The following is a 19,643-nucleotide window of genomic DNA, read 5'->3' as shown; positions in this document are numbered from 1 at the left end:
GTGTGCCGCCAGCGCGACACGCCCATCCTCACCTTCGTCAACAAGATGGACCGCGAAGGCCGCGACCCGATCTCGCTGCTGGATGAGATCGAGGCCGAACTCGGCATGCCCTGCGTGCCGATGACCTGGCCGGTGGGGCAGGGCAAGGCGTTTGCCGGCATCGTCAACCTGCGCCAGCAGAACATGCGGCTGTTCAAGGCCGGCGAAGACCGCGTGACCGAAGACGAGGTGGTACCGCTGACCGAAGCCGACACGCTGCGCCAGCGTTTCGGCCACGACTTCGAACTGGCCGAGCAGAACATCGAGCTGCTGACCGAAGCCGCGCCGGCCTTCGACATGGAGGCGTTCCTGGCGGCCAAGCAGACGCCGGTGTTCTTCGGCTCGGCAGTCAACAACTTCGGCGTGCAGGAAGTGCTGGATGCGCTGGTCGACCTAGCGCCGCCCCCCGCGCCGCGGCAGTCGACCACCCGCCGCGTGGAGCCCGACGAAGAGCAGTTCTCCGGCGTCGTGTTCAAGGTGCAGGCCAACATGGATCCGTCGCACCGCGACCGCATCGCCTTCGTCCGGATGGCGTCGGGCAAGTACACGCCCGGCATGAAGCTGAAGGTGCAGCGCACCGGCAAGGAGCTGCGCCCGACCTCGGTGGTCACCTTCCTGTCGCAGCGGCGCGAGGCGGTGGACGAGGCCTACGCCGGCGACATCATCGGCTTCACCACCCACGGCGGGGTGCAGCTGGGCGACACCATCACCGACGGCGCCAACCTGCAGTTCACCGGCCTGCCCTTCTTCGCGCCCGAGATGTTCATGACCGTGCTGTTGAAGAACCCGCTGCGCACCAAGCAGCTGCAGCAGGGCCTGGCCCAGCTGGGCGAGGAAGGCGCGATCCAGGTGTTCCGCCCGCAGGCCGGCGGCGCCATGCTGCTGGGCGCGGTCGGCCAGCTGCAGTTCGAGGTGGTGCAGCACCGCCTGAAGACCGAGTACGACGCCGACATCCGGCTGGAAGGCTGCCCCTACACCGGGGCGCGCTGGATCACGGCCGACACCCCGCAGGAGCTGCGCCAGTTCACCGACGCATATCCGCAACGGATGGCGCTGGATGCGGCCAATGCCCTGGCATTTCTTTGCACTTCGCCCTACGACGTGCGGCTGGCACAGGAACGATTTCCCAAAATCCACTTCCATCCGTTGCGCGAACACGCCGGGCTGACGCTCCAGCACTGACGGGGCAGAGCAGCCCAACAATAATCGGCGGCTCTACCGTGGAGCCGATCCGTGTCCCGCCTGCCCTCGCTGCGCCGCGCAGCAGCCGCCCTTGCCGCAGCGTCCCTGTCCCTCCTGCTGGCATCCTGCGGTGGCGGTGGAGGCGGCGGCAGCGCTGACCTCGCCACCGCCTCGGTCTCCCAGGGCCTCTATCCGGATTCCTCGTCGCTGGCCGGCATGTGCTCGCTGGAGGACCAGCAGCGCTGGCTGCGCAGCTACATGGACGAGAAGTACCTCTGGAACGACCGCATCCCGCAGGTCGAGCCGGCCGACTACGGCACCCTGCCGGCCTACTTCGACGCCCTGCTGGCCAGGGAGCCCGGCGCCGACGGCCTGTCGCTGGACCGCTTCTCCACCAGCATGAGCACCCGCTCGGCCGACCTGATGCAGGGCCTGGCCACGGCCAGCGCCAGCGTGGTCGCCACGTACTCGGGCACCAAGCCGGTGCCGCTGGTGCGCAAGCTGCTGAGCGGCACGGGCCGCAAGGTCGGCTACGTGCTGTTCAACGAGCATTCCAAGGGGGCGCAGGACGCGCTGATCGCCGCCTTCGGCAGCCTGCGCGACGACGGCACCCAGGACCTGGTGCTGGACCTGCGCTACAACGGCGGCGGCTTCCTCTACATCGCGCAGGCCGCGGCCGCCATGGTGGCCGGGCCGGCCGCCGAGGGGAAGGTGTTCGAGAGCGTGCGCTACAACGCCCGCCGCACGGCCGAGAGCGCGGCCGGCACCTTCTACTTCAGCAACCGCGTGCTGACCGCGGAGACCACCTACGGGCGCGACCACCCGCTGCCGCAGCTGAACCTGCCGCGCGTGTACGTGCTGACCTCGCAGCTGACCTGCTCGGCCAGCGAGTCCATCGTCAACAGCCTGCGCGGCATCGGCGTGCAGGTGATCCTGGTGGGCGACCGCACCTGCGGCAAGCCCTATGGCTTCCACCGCAAGGACAACTGCGGCCAGGCCTACTTCCCGATCGAGTTCCAGGTCTACAACGCGCAGGGCTACGGCGACTACACGGCCGGCTTCCCGGTGCAGTGCCGCGTGCAGGAGAACCCGCGCACGGCGCTGGGTGTGCCCGAGGAGCCGCTGCTGGCCGCCGCGCTCACCCACATCGACACCGGCCGCTGCCCGGTCGCGGCCAGCCAGCTGGCGGCCAGCGCGGTGCTGCAACAATCGGCGGATCGTCCGTCGCTCCTGGACCGGCCCGAGGCGCCCCCTGCCGACTCGCCGATGTTCCAGCCGGGCTGGAACGGGCGCATCCTGCAGCCTTGACCCACTCGATCCCGCCCCTTGCCCAATGGCCCGGGGACGCCCGCCGCGGCGTCCTCGGCGTCTTCACCGACATCGACGACACCCTCACCACCGAGGGCGCGATCACGCCCGACGCGCTGGCCGCGCTGGGCGCGCTGCGCGACGCCGGCCTGCACGTGATCCCGATCACCGGCCGGCCGGTGGGCTGGAGCGAGCCCTTCGCGCTGGCCTGGCCGGTCGATGCCATCGTGGCCGAGAACGGCGCGGTGGCGCTGGTGCGCGGCGCGGACGGCCAGCTGCGCAAGCTGTACCAGCAGCCCGAGGCCGAGCGCGCCGCCAACTTCGCGCGCATGCAGCAGGTGCTGGCGCGCATCGAACGCGAGATCCCCGGCGCCCGCCGCGCGCAGGACAGCGCCGGCCGCGAGACCGACATCGCCATCGACCACAGCGAGTTCACCCAGCTGCCGCAGGCGCGCATCGACGAAGTCGTGGCCCTGATGCAGGCCGAGGGCATGACCGCCACCGTCAGCTCCATCCACGTCAACGGCTGGTACGGCAGCCACTCCAAGCTGGAGGGCGCGCGCTGGATCGTGCGCGAACTGCTGGGCACCGACCTGGAAACGCAGCTGGACCGCTGGGCCTACGTCGGCGATTCCACCAACGACGTGCTGATGTTCGCCCACTTCCCCCACAGCGCGGGCGTGGCCAACATCCGCCGCTTCCTCGACCAGCTGACGCACCCACCGGCGTACGTGACCGAAGGCGAGCGCGGGGCGGGGTTCGCCGAAGTGGCGCGGGCGCTGCTGGCGGTGCGCTGAGCGGGCCGACTGTTCCCCGTCATCCCCTTGTCTTCGTCATCCCCGCGAAGGCGGGGATCCAGACCTCCGCCCTTCGCAGCGCGTTGGGCGTCCGCATCAACGGCGCAATCGCCGCAGATCGGTCTCCCCCCTCACAGCCCACTCCGCCGCGCATAGCTGACCGTCAGGATCTCCCAGATGTGCCCGGCCGGCTCCTCCCAGTACACCAGCTGCCCGTCGCCATGCGTGCCGACCTTGTGGTCGAACGGGCCGCCGGGCGAACTGCGATAGGGAATGCCGGCCGCCTGCAACCGGCCGAGGATCTGCCCGAAGCGCTCCGGCGATACCTGGAACGCGAAATGGCCGACCGGGAACGGCCCGTCCATCTCGTCGAAGTCCAGCGTCAGCGTGTCGCTGACGTACACCGCGGAGAACGGCCCCGGGCCGCCGTTGGCCGACCAAGGCACGTCCAGCAGTTCCGCGAGACGCCGGGCCGACGCAACCCGGTCGTGCGCGTGCACGATGACGTGATCGAGCTGGATGGCCGTCATGCCGGCAAGCGCTCGGGCGGCGCAATCGTACGCGTGACCGCCAGCGCCGGCGGATGCGCCAGCGTCTGGTAGACGACGCAGTAACGCTCGGTCAGGCGCAGCAGCGTGGCGAGTTGCTCCTCCGGCGCGTCGGTGTCCAGGGTGATGTGCAGGCGGATCGCGCGGAAGCCTACCGGCACGTCCTTGGCCAGCCCCAGCGTGCCGCGGAAGTCGAGGTCCCCTTCGGCCTGCAGCGTCGCGTCGCGCAGCTCGATGCCGAGCGCCGTGGCCACGGCATTCAAGGTGACGCCGGCGCAGGCGACCAGGGCCTCGAGCAGCATGTCGCCGGAGCAGGCCGCCTGGCCTGCTCCGCCCGTGGCCGGGTGCAGCCCGGCGGTCACCAGCGCCTTGCCGGTCTCGATGCGGCAACTGACCCCCTCGCCGAGGCGGCCCTGCGCACGCAAGGTGATGAGGGCGGCTTCCGGTTCCGCGCGGTAGCGCTCCTTCAACGGGGTCTGGATGGCGCGCAGATCGTCGGCTTGCATCGTTGGTTCTCCTTCATGGTTGAGGGCCCGCGCGGCCGCGGACCGCCCACGCCCGCGCCGCCAGGGGAATCGAACCGTCGCCAGCGACAGGCAAACGCTGCCGCAGGCGATCGCGCAAGCGCGTGCGCGCCGCCTCGTCGAGCGACATCGCATAAGCGGGGCCCGGCCCCTGCCCGCCCAGGAAAGGCTGCCAGTAGTCGTCGAAGCTGGTGAACGGCGTGTCTATGTCGATCGCCTGCACCGCAACCTCCGCCAAGCCGGCATCGGCAAACAGCGACTGCAGCGCTTCGGGATGGCACAGCGGAAAACGCGGACCTTCGTCGAGCCTGGCGGCCCCCGGGTCCAGTTCGGTCGCCGCGGCCCAGAAGTGCTGCATCAGCTCCATCTTTCCCGCGTAGTCCCAGACATAGGCGGCGACGGTGCCGCCGCCGGCGAGCACGCGCACCATCTCGGCCAGCCCGGCCGCGGGGTCCGGCACGAAGTTCAGCACCAGGCCGGACACCACCACGTCGACCGATCCGGTTTCCAGCGGAATCGCAGCCGCGTTCCCCGGGCGCAGCTCGACACGATCGCCCAGGTTCTGCCGCGCCAACTGGAGGAATCCTTCCGACGGCTCGACGCCGGTGACCGACGCGGGCGCGCAGCGATCAAGGATCGCCCCGCACAGCGCGCCGGTGCCGCAGCCCACGTCCAGCCAGCGCCGCGCCGGCCGCTGGTCCAGCCAATCGAGGAACAGGGGCGCGACGCGCCGACTCCAGCGGCCGACGTAGCGTTCGTAGGGAGCGCCCTGCTGGAAAGTGTCGGAGACTGGCTTGGCGTTCACGGCAGGACCTCCGGTGCAGGCGCACAGCCTACGCCGGTCCCGGCCGTCCTGCAGGTCGGACCACGAGTTCCTTGAAGCCGGTGGCCGGGTCGAGCTCGCGCGCGAGCTGCCCATCAGGCAGGCAAATGAGCAGCAGCTCGGCCGTGGTCCGCACCACGTTGCCGTAGGCCACGTGGCCGCCGATCACGCGCCCCTGCGCATCCGCAATCGCCACGTGCAGGTGCGCGCCGTCGGGCGAGACGCTGCCCGACAGGCTCAGGATCTCCCACGGGCCGGCGAGCACGGTGTCGGTTTCGGCGCCCGCGAGCCGCAGGCGCGGATCGGAGAGGCTGCCGATGCCGGCCACGACGAAGGCCGAGGCACCGGCGTCGATGCCGACCGCCTGCTCGAGCGAGCGGCGCAGGTCGTCGCCGGGATGGAGTCGGAGCGGCCAGTAGCTCATCGCTTTCGAGACTCAACCATGGGTGCCGTGCTCACACGGAGAGGCGGCCGCGGAAGCCGCGCGCCGCGTAGTACGACTGCGCCCCGTTGTGGTACACGAACACCCGCCCGTAGCGGCGATCGCAGAAGAGCGCACCGCCGAGCGAGCGGACATCGTTGGGCGTCCGGATCCAGCTCGAGGTCTTGAGGTCGAACTCGCCGAGCGCCTGCAGCTCGCGGTACTGCGCTTCCGTCAGCAGTTCGATCCCCATCTCCGCCGCGGCCTCGACGGCACTGCCTTGCGGCTTGTTCTCCTTGCGGGCATAGAGGGCAGCGGCGTCATAGCAGAGGCTGCGGCGGCCGGCCGGGCTCTCGAGGGAGCAGTCGCAGAAGGTGAAGGTGCCGCTGGCCTTGTCGAAGCCGATCACGTCGGGTTCTCCGCCCGTCGCTTCCATCGCGCGGAGCGCCTTCAAGGCATTGGCGTTGCTTTGCAGTCGCTGCAGCACATCGGCCCAGGCGATGCCGCGGTGGCGCTGCATGTTCTGCTCGAAGCGGGCCTTCAGGGTGGCGAGCAGGTCGTCGCGTTCTTGCGCCTTCATGGTGGTGGCTGGCGTTCGTTGTTGTTGGGACGGGAGGCCGCCGCGCAGCGACGGGACACGAAGCTGAATGATAGGAAGCCTGGTCAGGCGTGATCCGAGCGCCTGGCTCAACGAACGATCAGCACGGCGGTCGTAGGAACGCTCTGACCCGGCGGCACGCTGCGGCCCGATGAGCGCTCATGGCGCGCGGTGGCAGTCTGGCAGCAACGGACCTGATGGGAGAACGCGCATGCAAGCAGACCGCAGCCAGTTGATCGAACTGGAGAAGAAGTTCTGGCAATCCATGGTCGACGAGCAGACCGACGTGGCCCTGGGGATGCTGACCGAGCCGGCCTTCATGGTGAGCCCGCACGGCGCCATGAAGTTCGACCACGCGACCTACCGCCAGATGGCCGAGCACGGCAGCATGGTGATCAAGCGCTTCGAGCTCGGCGACATGGACGCCACCTTCCTCGGCGACGACACGGCGATCCTGAGCTACCAGGTGAAGCAGGTGCTCTCGCCCCGCGGCAAGTCGGAGGAAACGGAGCAGCACATGACGGACACCTCGACCTGGGTCAAGGTCGATGGGAAGTGGCAGTGTGCGATGCACACGGAGACGCCAGTGAAGGTGGGGCGGTGAGCCTGATCGCGACTTCATAAAGGAGGGCCATCGATCCTCGTCTCTGCTAGGTGAGAGAGTCGATCAACGCGAAGCAAGATCCGTGTCCGCGTCGAACAACCCATTAGCTGCCATTGCTCGTACTCCTGCTTGCCGATTCTTCGATCGGAGCAAATATCCGTCCTCCGTCCGCAACTTTGGTGCCGAAGTACAAGTGGATGTAGAAGTCCCCGTTCAGCACAGCACATGCTCGAACAAAAGCCTGTCGAGGATCTTGGATGTGCTCATGGGCCACGCAACTCAGAGAGAGGCACTTCTCTCTCATCGAAGGTGACTGTAACGAAAGAACTGAGTTGTCCTTCGTGTCAACGCCGATTCAAATTTGACCCACCTTCCTGCAAGGTCGCCGAAGTAAATCTGACCCACCTGGGTTCATTCACTTCCGTCTCTCGGTCGCGCAGGGCGAAGCCCGGAGCTACCGAGAGGCACCCCGGCCGTCATGCGACGGGCACTGCCCTCCTTGCCGCCTGGCCGGCCTTGCGTTTGTCCTTGAGGCGGTAGCTCTCGCCGGTGACCTGCACGATGTGCGCGTGGTGCAGCAAGCGGTCGAGCATCGCCGCTGTCAGCGTCTGGTCGTCAGCAAAGGCGGTGGCCCATTGCGTGAACGGCAGATTGCTGGTCAGGACCATGGAGCCACGCTCGTAGCGCTTGGCCACCAGGTTGAAGAACAGCGTGGCTTCGTCGCGCCCGAAGGGCAGATAGCCGATTTCGTCCACCACCAGCAGCTTCGGCCCGAGTACCGCCCGGTTGAAGTATTCCTTTAGCCGGCCCTGGGATTTGGCGGCGGCGAGCTGCAGCATCATGTCGGCCGCGGAGATGAATCGCACCTTGTGTCCGGCCATCACCGCGCGGTGCGCCAGCGCCAGGGCGATGTGGGTCTTGCTCACGCCGCTCGGGCCAAGCAGCACCACGTTCTCCGCGCGTTCGACGAATGTCAGGTGCGCCAGCTCCTGGATCTGCGCCTTGGGCGCTCCGCTGCCGATCGCCCAGTCGAACTGCTCGAGCGTCTTCACCGCGGGCATCGTGGCCAGCTTCATCAGCGTCGAGCGCTTGCGCTGCTCGCGGGCGGCCGATTCGCATTGCAGCAGCTTCTCCACGAAGTCGGCGAAGCTCGCCTCATCCCGCGCGGCCTGCTGCGCCAGCGCCGGCCATTCCGCGGCCAGGCTGGCCATCTTGAGTTGCTCGCACAGAGCGGCGATTCGTTGGTGCTGCAGGTTCACGCCGCCACCACCAGCAGCTCGTCGTACACAGCCAACGGGTGCTGCAGGCTCTCGATCGGGATCGCCACGCGCACCGGCAGCGCGGGCGGCGCCCTCAGCGTCGGCGCGGGCAGCATCACCGCTTGCTCCTCGGCCAAGCGCGTCGCCGGCACGGCCTTGGTGGTCGCGTGCAACCGCACGTTGGCGACGTCGTCGAGCCAGCGACGCACGTGCGCGTTGGCGATCTCCGGCGTGAGCTTCAGGCCGGCGGCCCCCAGACTCGCTGCCAGCGGCACCAGGAAGCTGCCTTTGAGATAGCCGTTGAAGCGCTCGACTTTCCCCTTGGTCTTGGCCCGGTACGGCCGGCAAAGCCGCGGGGTGAAGCCGCATTCCTCGGCCAGCTGCCGCAGGCCTTCGTTCCATCGGTGCAGGCCCTCTCCGTAGGCATCGCGGTCGATGACCACGGTCTTGGGGTTGTCGAACAGGACGTGCTGCGGCACGCCACCGAAGAAGTCGAAGGCCTCGCGCAGCCCCGTGCGCAGCGCCTCCAGATCCTCGCTGCGGCCGAACTTCACATAGCTCGCACGGCTGTAGCCGAGCGTCGCCACGAACGCCACCAGCGGGTCGCGGCCTTTGCGCACCCAGGTGAAGTCAGCCTGCATCTGCTGGCCGGGCGGCGTCTCGAAGCGCACCACCGGATCCGGCGCGCCTTGCTTCAGCGGTGCCAGCCAGGCCTTGAGCTGGCTGATGCCGCCGTCGTAGCCGCGCTCGGCGATCTCCCGCAGCAGCACCGTCGCCGGAATCCACCGCGGCTTCGCTTGCTCGACCCGGCCGGCGAGGTAGGCCATGTATGGGTCCAGTTTGGTCGCCCGCGGCGACCTCGGCCCATAGCGGCGAGCATCCTCCTCACGCAAGTACCGCCGCACGGTGTTGCGCGAACAGCCAAGCTGCCTTGCGATCTCCCTGATCCCCTCGCCCCTGCGGGCCATCACACGTATCTCCACTGCTTGCTCCTGGGTCAACATCGACGGCCAAAAGGCCGCCATCCTCGCCCAGGTGGGTCACATTTACTCCGGCGCAGTGGGTCAGTTTTACATCGTCGCTAACACCTTCGCAGGGGCAGTATGTGCGAAGTCATTCCTGATCTTGCGCAGAGTATGGAGATCATCCCAAATTACAGAGGTGATCATTCCCAGCAGGCGGGCTAGATCAATCTTGGCTGAGAGAGTCCCAAGTGCCCCGCTTGGTGAAAACAGCCGTTCTCGCGCCTTCCTGTGATCCTCTAAGAATGACTGCAGCGCCGCTTGGAGCGCCTCCTCTATCCAGGCAAGCCCAATGATGGCAACGCCGCGATCCGTTTGACGCTGCAACTCCGCCATGAGGGCTTGCTCGCGCTCTTTGGCTTCCTGATCGAACGGCATGCGAAGCGCCAGCTAACGTCGAAGATGACCGGCACGCAGCGGCATTCCGCCGCGAGGTGTAAGCACAAAAGCACGACTCGCGGCGCAATGCCGCTGTGTGTCCGCGTCGAACGACCTGTTAGACGGCGTGCAGGTCCGGGCAGCAAGGGAGCTACTTGAGACCATAGTACTTGAGCAGCGCCTCCTTAATCACGTCGTTCGCAACAGCCAATCCCATCTTCCACGTCCCGTTGGCGGCCTTCTTCATGTTGTCCACCAGCCACCCACGAACCTTTGGCCCCATGGGCTCGGCTGCACTGTCAGGCTCCTCAACAGACGCGAGCTGAGCGAGTTCCTGGGCGTCGGCTTCGGGAAGCCCCGAACTCTCAAGAAACCGTGCAAGCCCCTGTGCATCGCGTTCACCGATGTTTATTGCGATTCGCGCACCGTCTCCCGAAGCGGCGACCGACGTGAAGTTGCCGTAGATGATTTGCTGCGCGATCTGAGTTGCGGCCGCGGATTGCTGGCCAGTCGGAGTTGAAGATGGGCCTAGCGCCACGGTCGACGCCTCGGGAATGGATTTCTCCAGTTCGATGGTGAGCTCGAGAACGCGGCTCCGAACGGAGTGTCGGATCGCAGCTAGCGACGCTCTAGAGATCCTTCCCGTGACCGAGTTGCAGGCATAGTCTTCATAGACTTTCCCTTGAAGGAGCAGTATGAGATTTGACGCTTCGATCTGGAGAGCGCCACCCCTCTCGGATGAAGTCAGCAAATCGTCAACTGCGGCGATGCTGTCGCGCATCTCGTACCGCACCCAGGACTTGCCAGCAAACTTTTCAATGAGATATTGTGAGATTGGCGCGTTCTGGATTCCAGAGCCGAAGGGACCAGAGAAGGTCGCGGTGTAGCTCACCGACATCACTCTATAGTCCGGAACTTCAACGCCCTTGGGGTACCCTTCAGATTCGTGCTTCACCCAATCGGCGAGTGGCTGGCTGCCAAGCCGCGCGGCTAGCAATCGCAGCTTCAAGAGAATGGGCCCGAGGTCAGCGTCCTCTTTGACGACCGAGCCTTGGATGTCATGGAGCAGAGACACGTTCTCTCCTCGCCGTCCAACGTAAAGGGGACCGGCACGTTGCGGAAAGGCGCCGCGAGGTGCAGGATATTCGATGGCGCCTCGCGGCGCCTTGCCGCAACGTGTCCGAGTCGTCCGACCTGTTAGCACTCTCAGGCACCGGCCGCCTTTCGTCGCTCTTCCATGCGAGCGCGATCGCGCTCACTTTCCTCATTTCGATCGGTGGAGGAAAAGACGTCCACAGCGAGCCGACCCCTTCCGCGGCTTAGCACTGCCCCGAAATTCTGGCTGAGCTTTTTGACCTCTGATGCAAGCTCGTTCAGGGGATCGTTACCCAGCTCGGAGATTCCCTCATACTGCGCGAAATCGACCGCGAAGCTGTTCGAGTACTGGTACCCCTCTACATCCTCAAAGCTCACAGAGATGTGGAGGAAGGGTTTGAAGACCTCGCCGCCTAGTTCCGTCCCCAGGTCAATGAAGCTAAACACAAAGCTCGAAATCACTTCACCAATCCCCAGGGACTGCAACCCCTGGCGAAACATCGCCAACTTCCGAAACTTCTCGACGACGACGTCGGATCCTTCCGCAACCTCACTTCCGACCCGATCCAAGAACTTGAACTGCACCTTTCGTGCGACGCCTTTTCCAAGATTGGCGATTTTCACGTTCACAAAGTTCACGCCGACACGACTGCTCTCCAATTGAACACCGACATTGGGCCTGATGTTTTCCCGCTTCAGCTCCATCAGCTGCTGAATCTGCGCCTCTCTCAGGTACCAAGTCTCCTTGGCAAGAACGAAGGTGAGGACCGCGATCGCAACGGTAGCGATGGCCGACAGCCAAGATGACAGTGAGTCGGCGGCCATACCGCCATTGCCCTTCAGACTGTTGCCGACGACCAAACCTAGGATGAAGGTGACGGGCACGAGGACCACCATCGAGGTGACCAGAGTTGGAACCAGGTTCCTTGAGGTGCTCGGTGCAGGCATGATGCTCCCGTGAGTGCTAACGTCGGAGTTGACCGGCACGCACCGGCAAGGCGCCGCGAGACGCATGATCAACCACGTGGCTCGCGGCGCCTTGCCGGTGCGTGCCCGTGTCGAACGACCCGTTAGACCTCACTCGCGCCCCCAGAGTTGGTCTTGAACTTTGTCGTGGAACTCGCACAAGGAGAAGCGAGCGTTGTTGATGTACTGCACGTCCGCCTCGAGTCGCGACATATCAAACCTGCGATAGCGGTGCGTCACGCCCGTCTTGCTCGAGACTGCCTTGACGCGCACATAGCTGTCTCGGCGCACTCCGATCCAGTCAGCGTGCGCATACTCGTTGCGCCTACTCGCGCACTCCTTGAGCATCGTCTCCACGGCGCGGGTGTCAGCATGCGAGATCTTGACGGATCCTGCCTCGACGAGCTGGCCATACAACTGCACCAGCGCACGACACTTGGCGGAGTACCCCATTTCGCAGAGGAAGACCTCTAAGCGTTCGTCTTGGTATGGGTCGCGCAGCACAAGTTCTCGGACGAAGTCGGCGACATGGTCTTCGAGTGAGTTGAAGTAGACCACCACCCAGCCCACGGAGGCGACGATCGACTCTAGATAGGAGTCCAGCTCGGGTCCGTCAACGAACTCTAGCTCGTGGTCATTGTTACGGCGGACGTTACGCTCGGTCATGAGGTCTAACGTCGAAGTTGACCGGCACGCGCCGGTAGGCCACCGCGATGTGCACGATCACCTGGGCGCCTCGCGGCGGCCTGCCGGTGCGTGTGTCCGTGTCGAACGACCTGTTAGCCAGCATGCAGCGCGGCCTTGAGTTCCTCGACCGGCATCGGCGGATTCTCCTGATGCAGCATGGCGTGGCAGTTCGGGCAAACCGGTCGTAGATCGGCGATGGGGTCGATCTGGTACTCACCGTCGGTGAGCGCAAGCGGCTTCAGATGATGCACGTGAATGAAACCCTTCCCGAGCTGCCCATATGTTTTCTCGAAGGAGAAGCTGCACACGACGCAGACAGCCCCATAGTGAGAGATGCAGGCCTTTCGCGCCTTAGCGTCACGCTCGTATGCGTTGACTCGGACGTACTTCTTCGCGCCTTCAACGTACTGCTGCCCGGGCGGTAGTTCATCGGGAAACGGACTCGGCCCCTTCATCTTTATAAGGTTCAGCTTCTTCGAGTACGCGCCCAAGCGCTCAGCCGCGGTCTGCAGCTCTGTAGCCGAGAAGAGAGGTTTGAAGCGGTCCTGCAAGATGATGGCTTCAACGGTGAGCTCCGGGTGTCCAGCCTCCAGCAAAGCATCCAGCCCTTTGCGCTGCTGCTCGTTGCGTGGCAACAGCATCCGTTTCACCGTGGGTAGCCCCCCATTGCGCTTAACAGCTTGAAGAAAGCGGCGGCCCCAATACCCTGCCTTTTTGCCGGCGTCGTAGTAGCCCTGCACCAGGGCGTCCGTGAGTTCCTGTTCCAGTGCCACAGAGGTCTCCTTTTGCCGGCTAACGTCGGAATTGACCGGCGACCGGTGAAGAGGGCCGGAGCGAAGCGAAGGACCGCCGCCGGGCGTCCGGGTCGAACGACCTGTTAGCCCTCATTCCGCGGGGCTCTCTGCTTATGTCGAAGCAGGTACCAAGTCTCTTTCGGCAGGATTCCCTGTCGGTTGTCGCTGATTTCCGTCAGAAGATAGCGGGCCTTCTTTCCAATATGGTTCAGCAGGGATTGAGAGAGCTCGCTGGCGCTTGCTTCGGAGATTACGTAAAACGAGTGGGGCAAGTCAGTTCTCCAATGAATGACCGCCCCTTCTTTGTTTAGCCACTCTCGGATTGCCGGCTTGCCGCCCGTTGCATCCGAGAAAACCAGTAGATAAGCCTTTCTCATCAGGCTTCCTTCTCTGGCGCGGTGAGAGCCGGCAAGTCCGGATTGGAAATCACCTCAATGGTGGTCGCCTCAATGACTGCGAGGCTCCCCTTTTCCTCGATAAGTTCCAGAGCCTGCTTCCGTAGCTGGTACCCCTCCGATTGCAGTCGATCTGGTTCCTTGAACATGAAATAGATATAGGCGGCCAAGGCCACGCCGACAGGCACCGTAGCGAGGGTCATGGGCACCCAGGACGGGTTAGAAGATGCAGCCACAGCCACCGCGGAGGGGGCCGATACCAAGCCGCAGATCCACAAGAGCGGATTCATCACGTTCTTCACGTGAACTCGCTCGATGGAACTTTGACTTCGATGGCTTGTGCGGTCCATACGAAACGATGTTACTTGATGAGGGCTAACGTAATGTAGGCAGCGACCAGCGCGCCGCAAACCCGACATGAACAGATCTGAAATCCCGCACCTGCCGAATAACAGCTTCATCGGAGGTGCGGCAAGTTGTTGATCTAATTGGCTATCCGACAACGACTGTCGGATACACACTTGCGCCGATCCGGAACTGAAACCCGCGAGTTCGGCACCTGAGGTGGTGTCTGCCGAATCTGCTGGATCAAGGACATCTGCCCCTCCATCTCCTCTCCGCCAGAGCCTTGCCCGTGGCTCTCGAATTGACTGCTCGCCCGCGCCAAAGCTGAAGGCTTGCTCCAATTCGATCCGGGCGGATTAGTGGACCGAATATAGCGCTGGGTCTCTTCAGGGTTCAGAAGACCTCGCCCAGGTAGCTGTCGATTTAGGTGCGCACCCGCACGCCGGTCTCACGCGGCGGGCGGTGCCTGGCGGGGCTGATTTGTGGGGCGCCGCGAAATGGCTCCGGCCTGGGGCAGCGCGCCGCAGGCGCGCGTTCGTGATCTGACTGGCGGCATCTGTTTGAGCGGAGCGACGAAGGAGCGCAGCGAGTTATGCCGCCCGGGAAGCGGAAGCCCCTGCAAGCGTCAGCGCGCAGGGGTCGCCACACCATGAAGCCACGTCAGGTGCCGCCCGCCGCGCCGCCGGGTGGTCGATTCAGGCGTCGTTCGCGGGCGCGACCGCGGGGCTGCTGAAGGCGGGCGCACTGGATTCCCGCCTTCGCGGGAATGACGGGGAATGCGGTGGCTGGCGCCACCCAGCAAGGAACCCGCTCGCCGGGAGCCGCCTTACACCGCCCTCCGCTGGCTGTGCTCGCGGCACGCCTGGGCGAAGGCCTCCAGGGTTCGTTGGTAGAACGGGTTGGCGGCATGGCGCCACTCGGGGTGCCATTGCACGCCGTAGGCGAAGGCGGTCGCGCGCGTCACGCGCACGCCTTCGACCAGCCCGTCAGGCGCGTGGGCCTCGGCCGCGAGTCCCTCGGCCAGCTTCCTGATCCCCTGCCCGTGCAGCGAGTTGACCAGCGCGCGCGGGCCGCCGGCCCACTGCTCGAAGGCGCTGCCCGGCGCCAGCAGCACGTCGTGCCGCTCGGCGAACTGCGCCTCCAGTTCCTCGTGCTCCGGCTCGCGATGGTCCAGGAAGCCCGCCTCATCGTGCACGCGCTGGTACAAGCTGCCGCCGAGCGCGACATTGATCTCCTGCAGCCCGCGGCAGACGCCGAACAGCGGCGTGCCTTCGGTGATCGCGGTGCGCACCAGCGCCATGGTAAGCGCGTCGCGGCGCGGGTCCAGCAGGTCGGTGTCCAGCGCCTTGGCGCCGAAGTGGCTAGCGTCGACGTTGGAGGGCGAGCCGGTCAGCAGCACGCCGTCGACCAGCGGCAGCAGGTCCTTGACGTCGTTGGCCCCGGCCATGGGGAACAGCACCGGCTGCATGCCGAGCTCGCACACGGCCGCGGCATAGCGGTCGGCCAGCACCGTGTAGCCGCCCGGGTCCGACAGGTCCAGGTGGCGATGGCAGGCCGGCAGCCAGACAAGGGGCTTGTGCGGCACGGGGGCGGGCATGGCGGGATTCTCGCGCTGGGCGGCGCGGGCGGGTGGCGGCCGGGGTGGCGCGTCCGGGCGTCGGGCGCTGGCTTCCCGGATGGGTTCAGCGGGAAGCTCAGCGGATGCTCGGAGGAAGCATTGGATTCCCGCCTTCGCGGGAATGACCAGGGTAAAGGTCTGCCGGACCTCAGCCCGCGAGCTGCTGGAAACCGTCCAGCACGTTGGCTGCGTTGACGCCCACTTCCGCCACCGCATACCCGCCTTCGAACACGAACAGCGTGGGCAGGCCCGCCGCCGCGATGTCCTCGCCGATGCGCAGGTAGTCGGGGCTGCGCAGGTGGAAGCCGGCGATGGGGTCGCCCTCGAAGGTGTCGAGGCCGAGCGAGACGACCAGGGCCTGCGCGCCGTGGTCCGCGATCGTGCGCAGCGCCGTGGCCAGCGCCTCGTGCCAGCGGTCGAAGCCGGTGCCGCGCGGCAGCGGCAGGTTCAGGTTGGCGCCCTCGCCTTTGCCGGCGCCGCGCTCGTCGGCGTAGCCCAGGTAGTACGGGTACTCGGTGTGCGGGTCGCCGTGCACGCTGGCGAAGAACACGTCGGCGCGTTCGTGGAAGATGGCCTGGGTGCCGTTGCCGTGGTGGTAGTCGATGTCCAGCACCGCCACCTTGTCCAGCCCGCCGTCGCGCAGCACCTGTGCGGCGATGGCGGCGTTATTGAGGAAGCAGTAGCCGCCGAAGAAGTCGGCCCCGGCGTGGTGGCCGGGCGGGCGCGTCAGCACGAAGGCGCTGCGATGGCCTTGCAGCAGGTGCCTGGCGCCGGCCACCGCGCAGGCGGCGCCCTGCCGCGCCGCCGTCCAGGTGCCGGAGGTGATCGGCGAGCCGGCGTCGAAGGAGAACAGGCCCATGCGCGCCGGGAAGCTGGCCGGCAGCACGTCGCTGCGGAAGGTGCGGATCGGCCAGTAGGAGGGCAGCGCATCGCGCTCCGCGTTCTTCGGATCGAGCGCCACCCACTCGTCCCAGGCGGTGGAAAGGAAGTCGAGGTAGCGCGGCGCGTGGATGCGGGCGAGCACGTCGATCGTGACCTCCGGCGCCGATTCGATGGGGCCGAGTTGGCGGGCCTGCAGTTCCTGCAGCACGTAGTCGGCGCGGGCCGGCACCTCGAAGCACGGCACCAGCTCGCCGCGGAACATCTCGTGGCGGCCGTGGTGCCGGGCGTGGCGATCGTTGAAGAAGATGTGCATTGGGGGGATTGTGCGCACCCTGTCGTCATCCGCCGCGAAGGCGGAGGGCCCCAGTGCAACGCGCCTGCGGCCCTTGGGCAGGGCGGAGGACTGGATTCCCGCCTTCGCGGGAATGACCAGGGTCGAAGCCCCTGCCCTACTTCGAAGGGACGAGCTCCGCGGGCGCTGCCGCTCCGCGCGCCAGCACCCCCTCCAGCGCCTTCCCCGTGTGCGTCCCCAGCCGCACCACCTCCTCCGGCGGCGCCGCGGCGACCACTTCGCCGCCGGCGTTGCCACCTTCGGGGCCCAGGTCGATGATCCAGTCGGCTTCGGCGATGACGTCGAGGTCGTGCTCGATCACCACCACGCTGTGGCCGCCGTCCACCAGGCGGTGCAGCACGCGGATCAGCTTCTCGACGTCGGCCATGTGCAGTCCCACCGTGGGTTCGTCCAGCACGTACAGCGTGTGCGGCGCCTTCTGGCCGCGGCGCGTGATGTCGTCGCGCACCTTGGACAGCTCGGTCACCAGCTTGATGCGCTGCGCCTCGCCGCCCGACAGCGTGGGCGAGGGCTGGCCCAGGGTCAGATAGCCCAGGCCCACGTCCTTGAGCAGCTGCAGCGGGTGGCTGACGTTGGGCATGGAGGCGAAGAACTCGACGGCCTCGTCCACTTCCATCTGCAGCACGTCGCCGATGCTCTTGCCGCGCCAGGTGACGGCCAGCGTCTCCGGGTTGAAGCGGGCGCCGTGGCAGGACTCGCAGGGCACCTTGACGTCAGGCAGGAAGCTCATCGCGATGGTGCGCACGCCCTGGCCTTCGCAGGTCGGGCAGCGGCCCTCGCCGGTGTTGAAGGAGAAGCGCCCGGGGCCGTAGCCGCGCGCCTTGGCTTCCAAGGTGTCGGCGAACAGCCGGCGGATGGTGTCCCAGAAGCCGATGTAGGTGGCCGGGCAGGAGCGCGGCGTCTTGCCGATCGGGGTCTGGTCGACTTCCAGCACACGGTCGATCACCTGGTAGCCGTCCAGTGCCTCGCAGCCGCTCCACACCGGGTGCTTGCCGCGATCGTCGGCGTCGCGGCCGGCCTTGGTGCTGCGCTGCTGCACCGCCGCCTGCACGTTGTGCAGCAGCACGTCTCGCGCCAGCGTCGACTTGCCGGAGCCGGACACGCCGGTGACGGCGACCAGCCGGCGCAGGGGCACCGTGATGTCGACGTCGCGCAGGTTGTGCAGGTGGGCGCCGCGGAGGTGGAGGAAGGTGACTTCTGCGGCGTCATTCCCGCCGCTCTTTCCGTCATTCCCGCGAAGGCGGGAATCCAGTGCTTCCTCGACGGCGGGACTGGATCCCCGCCTGCGCGGGGATGACGCGTCAGTGGCGATCTCCCGCCGCGCCTTCAGCGGATGCCGCATCGCATGCAGCAGGTAGCGCCCGGTCAGCGAATTCTCGCTGGCCACCAGCTCCTGCGCCGTGCCCTGCGCGATCACGCGGCCACCGCGCTTGCCGGCGCCCGGGCCGATGTCGATGATGTGGTCGGCGCGGCGGATGGTGTCCTCGTCGTGCTCCACCACCACCAGCGTGTTGCCCTTGTCGCCCAGCTTGTGCAGCGCGTCCAGCAGGATCTGGTTGTCGCGCGCATGCAGGCCGATGGTGGGCTCGTCCAGCACGTAGCAGACGCCCTGCAGGTTGGAACCGAGCTGCGCCGCCAGCCGGATGCGCTGCGCCTCGCCGCCCGACAGCGTGGGCGCGCCGCGGTCCAGCGTCAGGTAGCCCAGGCCGACCTCCTCCAGGAACTCCAGCCGGCTGCGGATCTCCGGGATCAGGTCGCGCGCGATGCCCTGCTCGCGCTCGCTCAGGCCGCCCGTGCCCTGCAGGCGCTCGACCCAGCGCCGCACGTCGGTGACCGACAGCGCGGCGATGTCGGCGATGCCGATGCCGTCGAACTTCACCGCCCGCGCCTGCGCGTTCAGCCGCGTGCCCTGGCAGGCCGGACAGCATTCGTCGGTAAGGTCCTCCACCTCGGGCTCGGCGAAGGTCTGCTCGCGGCCCTTGTTGGCGTCCACGCCCAGCACGGTGTCGTCGAAGGCCTTGCGCTGCTCGCGCGTCAGCCGCACGCCGGTGCCCACGCACTCGGGGCACCAGCCGTGCTTGCTGTTGTAGGAAAACAGGCGCGGGTCCAGTTCGGCGTAGCTGGTGCTGCACACCGGGCAGGCACGCCGGGTGGAGAACACCTCGACCTGGCCGATGTGGCGGTGCTCCGCCGTGCCGTTGGCGAAGGCGTCGCGCAGACCGTCCAGCGGCGCCAGCAGGTGCAGCACGCCCTTGCCGTGCTCCAGCGCCTCGGCCAGCTTGTCGCGCAGCAGCGCCTCGTTGGCCGGCGTCACGTCCAGGTCGCACACCGGCAGCTCGATGGTGTGTTCCTTGAAGCGGTCGATGCGCGGGAAACCGGTGGTGGGCAGGAAGTTGCCGTCCACCCGCAGGTGGGAGTAGCGGCGCGCCCGTGCCCACTCGGCCAGCTCGGTGTAGACGCCCTTGCGGTTGACCACCAGCGGCGCCAGCAGGCCGACGTGCTGGCCGCGGTAGCGCCGCAGGATTTGCGCGGCGATGCTGTCGGGCGTCTGCGGGCGCACCTCGGCGCCGTCGTTCACGCAGTGCTGCACGCCCAGCTTCACGTAGAGCAGGCGCAGGAAGTGCCAGACCTCGGTGGTGGTGCCCACCGTCGACTTGCGGCCGCCGCGCGAAAGGCGCTGCTCGATCGCCACCGTCGGCGGGATGCCGTACACCGCATCGACCTCCGGCCGGCCGGCCGGCTGCACGATGCTGCGCGCATAGGCGTTCAGCGATTCCAGGTAGCGGCGCTGGCCCTCGTTGAACAGGATGTCGAAGGCGAGCGTCGACTTGCCCGAGCCGGAGACGCCGGTGATGACGCTGAACTTGCCGCGCGGGATGTCCACCGCCAGCGACTTCAGGTTGTGCTCCCGGGCGTTGACGATGCGGATCGACTCGTCCAGCACCTTCTGCGCGTCACGCCGGGCCTTGGCCACCAGCTGCAGGGGCCGCCCTTCTTCCACCCGCT

General features: G+C 66.7%; 20 protein-coding genes. 4 read left to right on the top strand and 16 right to left on the bottom strand.

Going from position 1 to position 19,643, the window contains the following annotated elements; translation table 11 throughout:
* From VEC03_RS10020 to VEC03_RS10010, 3 genes are all read left to right on the top strand, one after another.
* The coding region (locus VEC03_RS10020; protein WP_324914813.1) for a peptide chain release factor 3 at positions 1–1,221 on the top strand (1,221 nt) is incomplete at its 5' end.
* Between the two features lie 51 nt (positions 1,222–1,272).
* The gene (locus VEC03_RS10015) at positions 1,273–2,529 is read left to right on the top strand and encodes a S41 family peptidase (RefSeq protein WP_324914811.1); all 1,257 of its coding nucleotides are present in this window, start codon (positions 1,273–1,275) and stop codon (positions 2,527–2,529) included.
* Positions 2,530–2,537: 8 nt separating this feature from the next.
* Positions 2,538–3,326, top strand: a complete 789-nt coding sequence (locus VEC03_RS10010) for an HAD-IIB family hydrolase (protein WP_324914815.1) — start codon at positions 2,538–2,540, stop codon at positions 3,324–3,326.
* Positions 3,327–3,457: 131 nt separating this feature from the next.
* Here VEC03_RS10010 and VEC03_RS10005 read toward each other — a convergent pair whose 3' ends face one another.
* The 5 genes from VEC03_RS10005 to VEC03_RS09985 are packed head-to-tail and all read right to left on the bottom strand — an operon-like array spanning position 3,458 to position 6,333.
* Entirely contained in the window at positions 3,458–3,856 is a 399-nt protein-coding gene (locus tag VEC03_RS10005; RefSeq protein ID WP_324914809.1) for a VOC family protein, read from the bottom strand.
* Positions 3,853–4,380, bottom strand: coding sequence for an OsmC family protein (locus tag VEC03_RS10000; protein ID WP_324914807.1), 528 nt, complete (start codon positions 4,378–4,380; stop codon positions 3,853–3,855). Before VEC03_RS10000 ends, VEC03_RS10005 begins: the two co-directional genes overlap by 4 nt.
* 13 nt (positions 4,381–4,393) lie before the next feature.
* Positions 4,394–5,203 (bottom strand): class I SAM-dependent methyltransferase, encoded by an 810-nt coding sequence (locus VEC03_RS09995; protein ID WP_324914805.1) that lies wholly within the window; start codon positions 5,201–5,203, stop codon positions 4,394–4,396.
* Between the two features lie 28 nt (positions 5,204–5,231).
* The gene (locus VEC03_RS09990) at positions 5,232–5,645 is read right to left on the bottom strand and encodes a PPC domain-containing DNA-binding protein (protein WP_324914803.1); all 414 of its coding nucleotides are present in this window, start codon (positions 5,643–5,645) and stop codon (positions 5,232–5,234) included.
* A gap of 31 nt (positions 5,646–5,676) precedes the next feature.
* On the bottom strand, positions 5,677–6,333 hold the full coding sequence (locus tag VEC03_RS09985) for a DUF4256 domain-containing protein (protein ID WP_324914802.1): 657 nt from the start codon (positions 6,331–6,333) through the stop codon (positions 5,677–5,679).
* A 118-nt stretch (positions 6,334–6,451) separates the two neighbouring features.
* Here VEC03_RS09985 and VEC03_RS09980 point away from each other — a divergent pair, with 118 nt between their 5' ends.
* On the top strand, positions 6,452–6,844 hold the full coding sequence (locus VEC03_RS09980; RefSeq protein ID WP_324914800.1) for a nuclear transport factor 2 family protein: 393 nt from the start codon (positions 6,452–6,454) through the stop codon (positions 6,842–6,844).
* Between the two features lie 476 nt (positions 6,845–7,320).
* Here VEC03_RS09980 and istB read toward each other — a convergent pair whose 3' ends face one another.
* The 11 genes from istB to VEC03_RS09925 all read right to left on the bottom strand — a co-directional run.
* Positions 7,321–8,103: an IS21-like element helper ATPase IstB gene (gene istB, locus VEC03_RS09975; RefSeq protein WP_324914798.1), complete on the bottom strand. Its 783-nt coding sequence runs from the start codon at positions 8,101–8,103 to the stop codon at positions 7,321–7,323.
* Positions 8,100–9,107 carry an IS21 family transposase gene (istA, locus tag VEC03_RS09970; RefSeq protein WP_324914796.1) on the bottom strand — a complete coding sequence of 336 codons (1,008 nt, stop codon included), beginning with the start codon at positions 9,105–9,107 and terminating at the stop codon, positions 8,100–8,102. Before istA ends, istB begins: the two co-directional genes overlap by 4 nt.
* Positions 9,108–9,173: 66 nt before the next feature.
* Positions 9,174–9,503: a DUF4145 domain-containing protein gene (locus VEC03_RS09965; protein ID WP_324914794.1), complete on the bottom strand. Its 330-nt coding sequence runs from the start codon at positions 9,501–9,503 to the stop codon at positions 9,174–9,176.
* A gap of 151 nt (positions 9,504–9,654) precedes the next feature.
* Positions 9,655–10,578: a hypothetical protein gene (locus VEC03_RS09960; RefSeq protein ID WP_324914792.1), complete on the bottom strand. Its 924-nt coding sequence runs from the start codon at positions 10,576–10,578 to the stop codon at positions 9,655–9,657.
* Positions 10,579–10,709: 131 nt separating this feature from the next.
* A complete protein-coding gene (locus tag VEC03_RS09955) occupies positions 10,710–11,546 on the bottom strand; it encodes a hypothetical protein (RefSeq protein ID WP_324914790.1) in 837 nt (278 codons plus the stop codon).
* A 129-nt stretch (positions 11,547–11,675) separates the two neighbouring features.
* Positions 11,676–12,230: a hypothetical protein gene (locus VEC03_RS09950; RefSeq protein WP_324914788.1), complete on the bottom strand. Its 555-nt coding sequence runs from the start codon at positions 12,228–12,230 to the stop codon at positions 11,676–11,678.
* Positions 12,231–12,343: 113 nt separating this feature from the next.
* On the bottom strand, positions 12,344–13,024 hold the full coding sequence (locus VEC03_RS09945; protein ID WP_324914786.1) for an HNH endonuclease: 681 nt from the start codon (positions 13,022–13,024) through the stop codon (positions 12,344–12,346).
* Between the two features lie 397 nt (positions 13,025–13,421).
* Complete coding sequence (locus VEC03_RS09940; protein WP_324914784.1) at positions 13,422–13,742, bottom strand: hypothetical protein; 321 nt, start codon at positions 13,740–13,742, stop codon at positions 13,422–13,424.
* Positions 13,743–14,611: 869 nt separating this feature from the next.
* Complete coding sequence (locus VEC03_RS09935) at positions 14,612–15,382, bottom strand: gamma-glutamyl-gamma-aminobutyrate hydrolase family protein (protein WP_324914782.1); 771 nt, start codon at positions 15,380–15,382, stop codon at positions 14,612–14,614.
* A gap of 169 nt (positions 15,383–15,551) precedes the next feature.
* Positions 15,552–16,598: a histone deacetylase family protein gene (locus VEC03_RS09930; protein WP_324914780.1), complete on the bottom strand. Its 1,047-nt coding sequence runs from the start codon at positions 16,596–16,598 to the stop codon at positions 15,552–15,554.
* Between the two features lie 136 nt (positions 16,599–16,734).
* Positions 16,735–19,643, bottom strand: a 2,909-nt coding sequence (locus tag VEC03_RS09925) for an excinuclease ABC subunit UvrA (RefSeq protein WP_414708477.1), incomplete at its 5' end; no start/stop codon positions are given.

The sequence above is a fragment of the Ramlibacter sp. genome, from assembly GCF_035627355.1.
Lineage (GTDB): Bacteria > Pseudomonadota > Gammaproteobacteria > Burkholderiales > Burkholderiaceae_C > Ramlibacter.
This window is presented reverse-complemented; position numbering and strand designations above follow the sequence as displayed.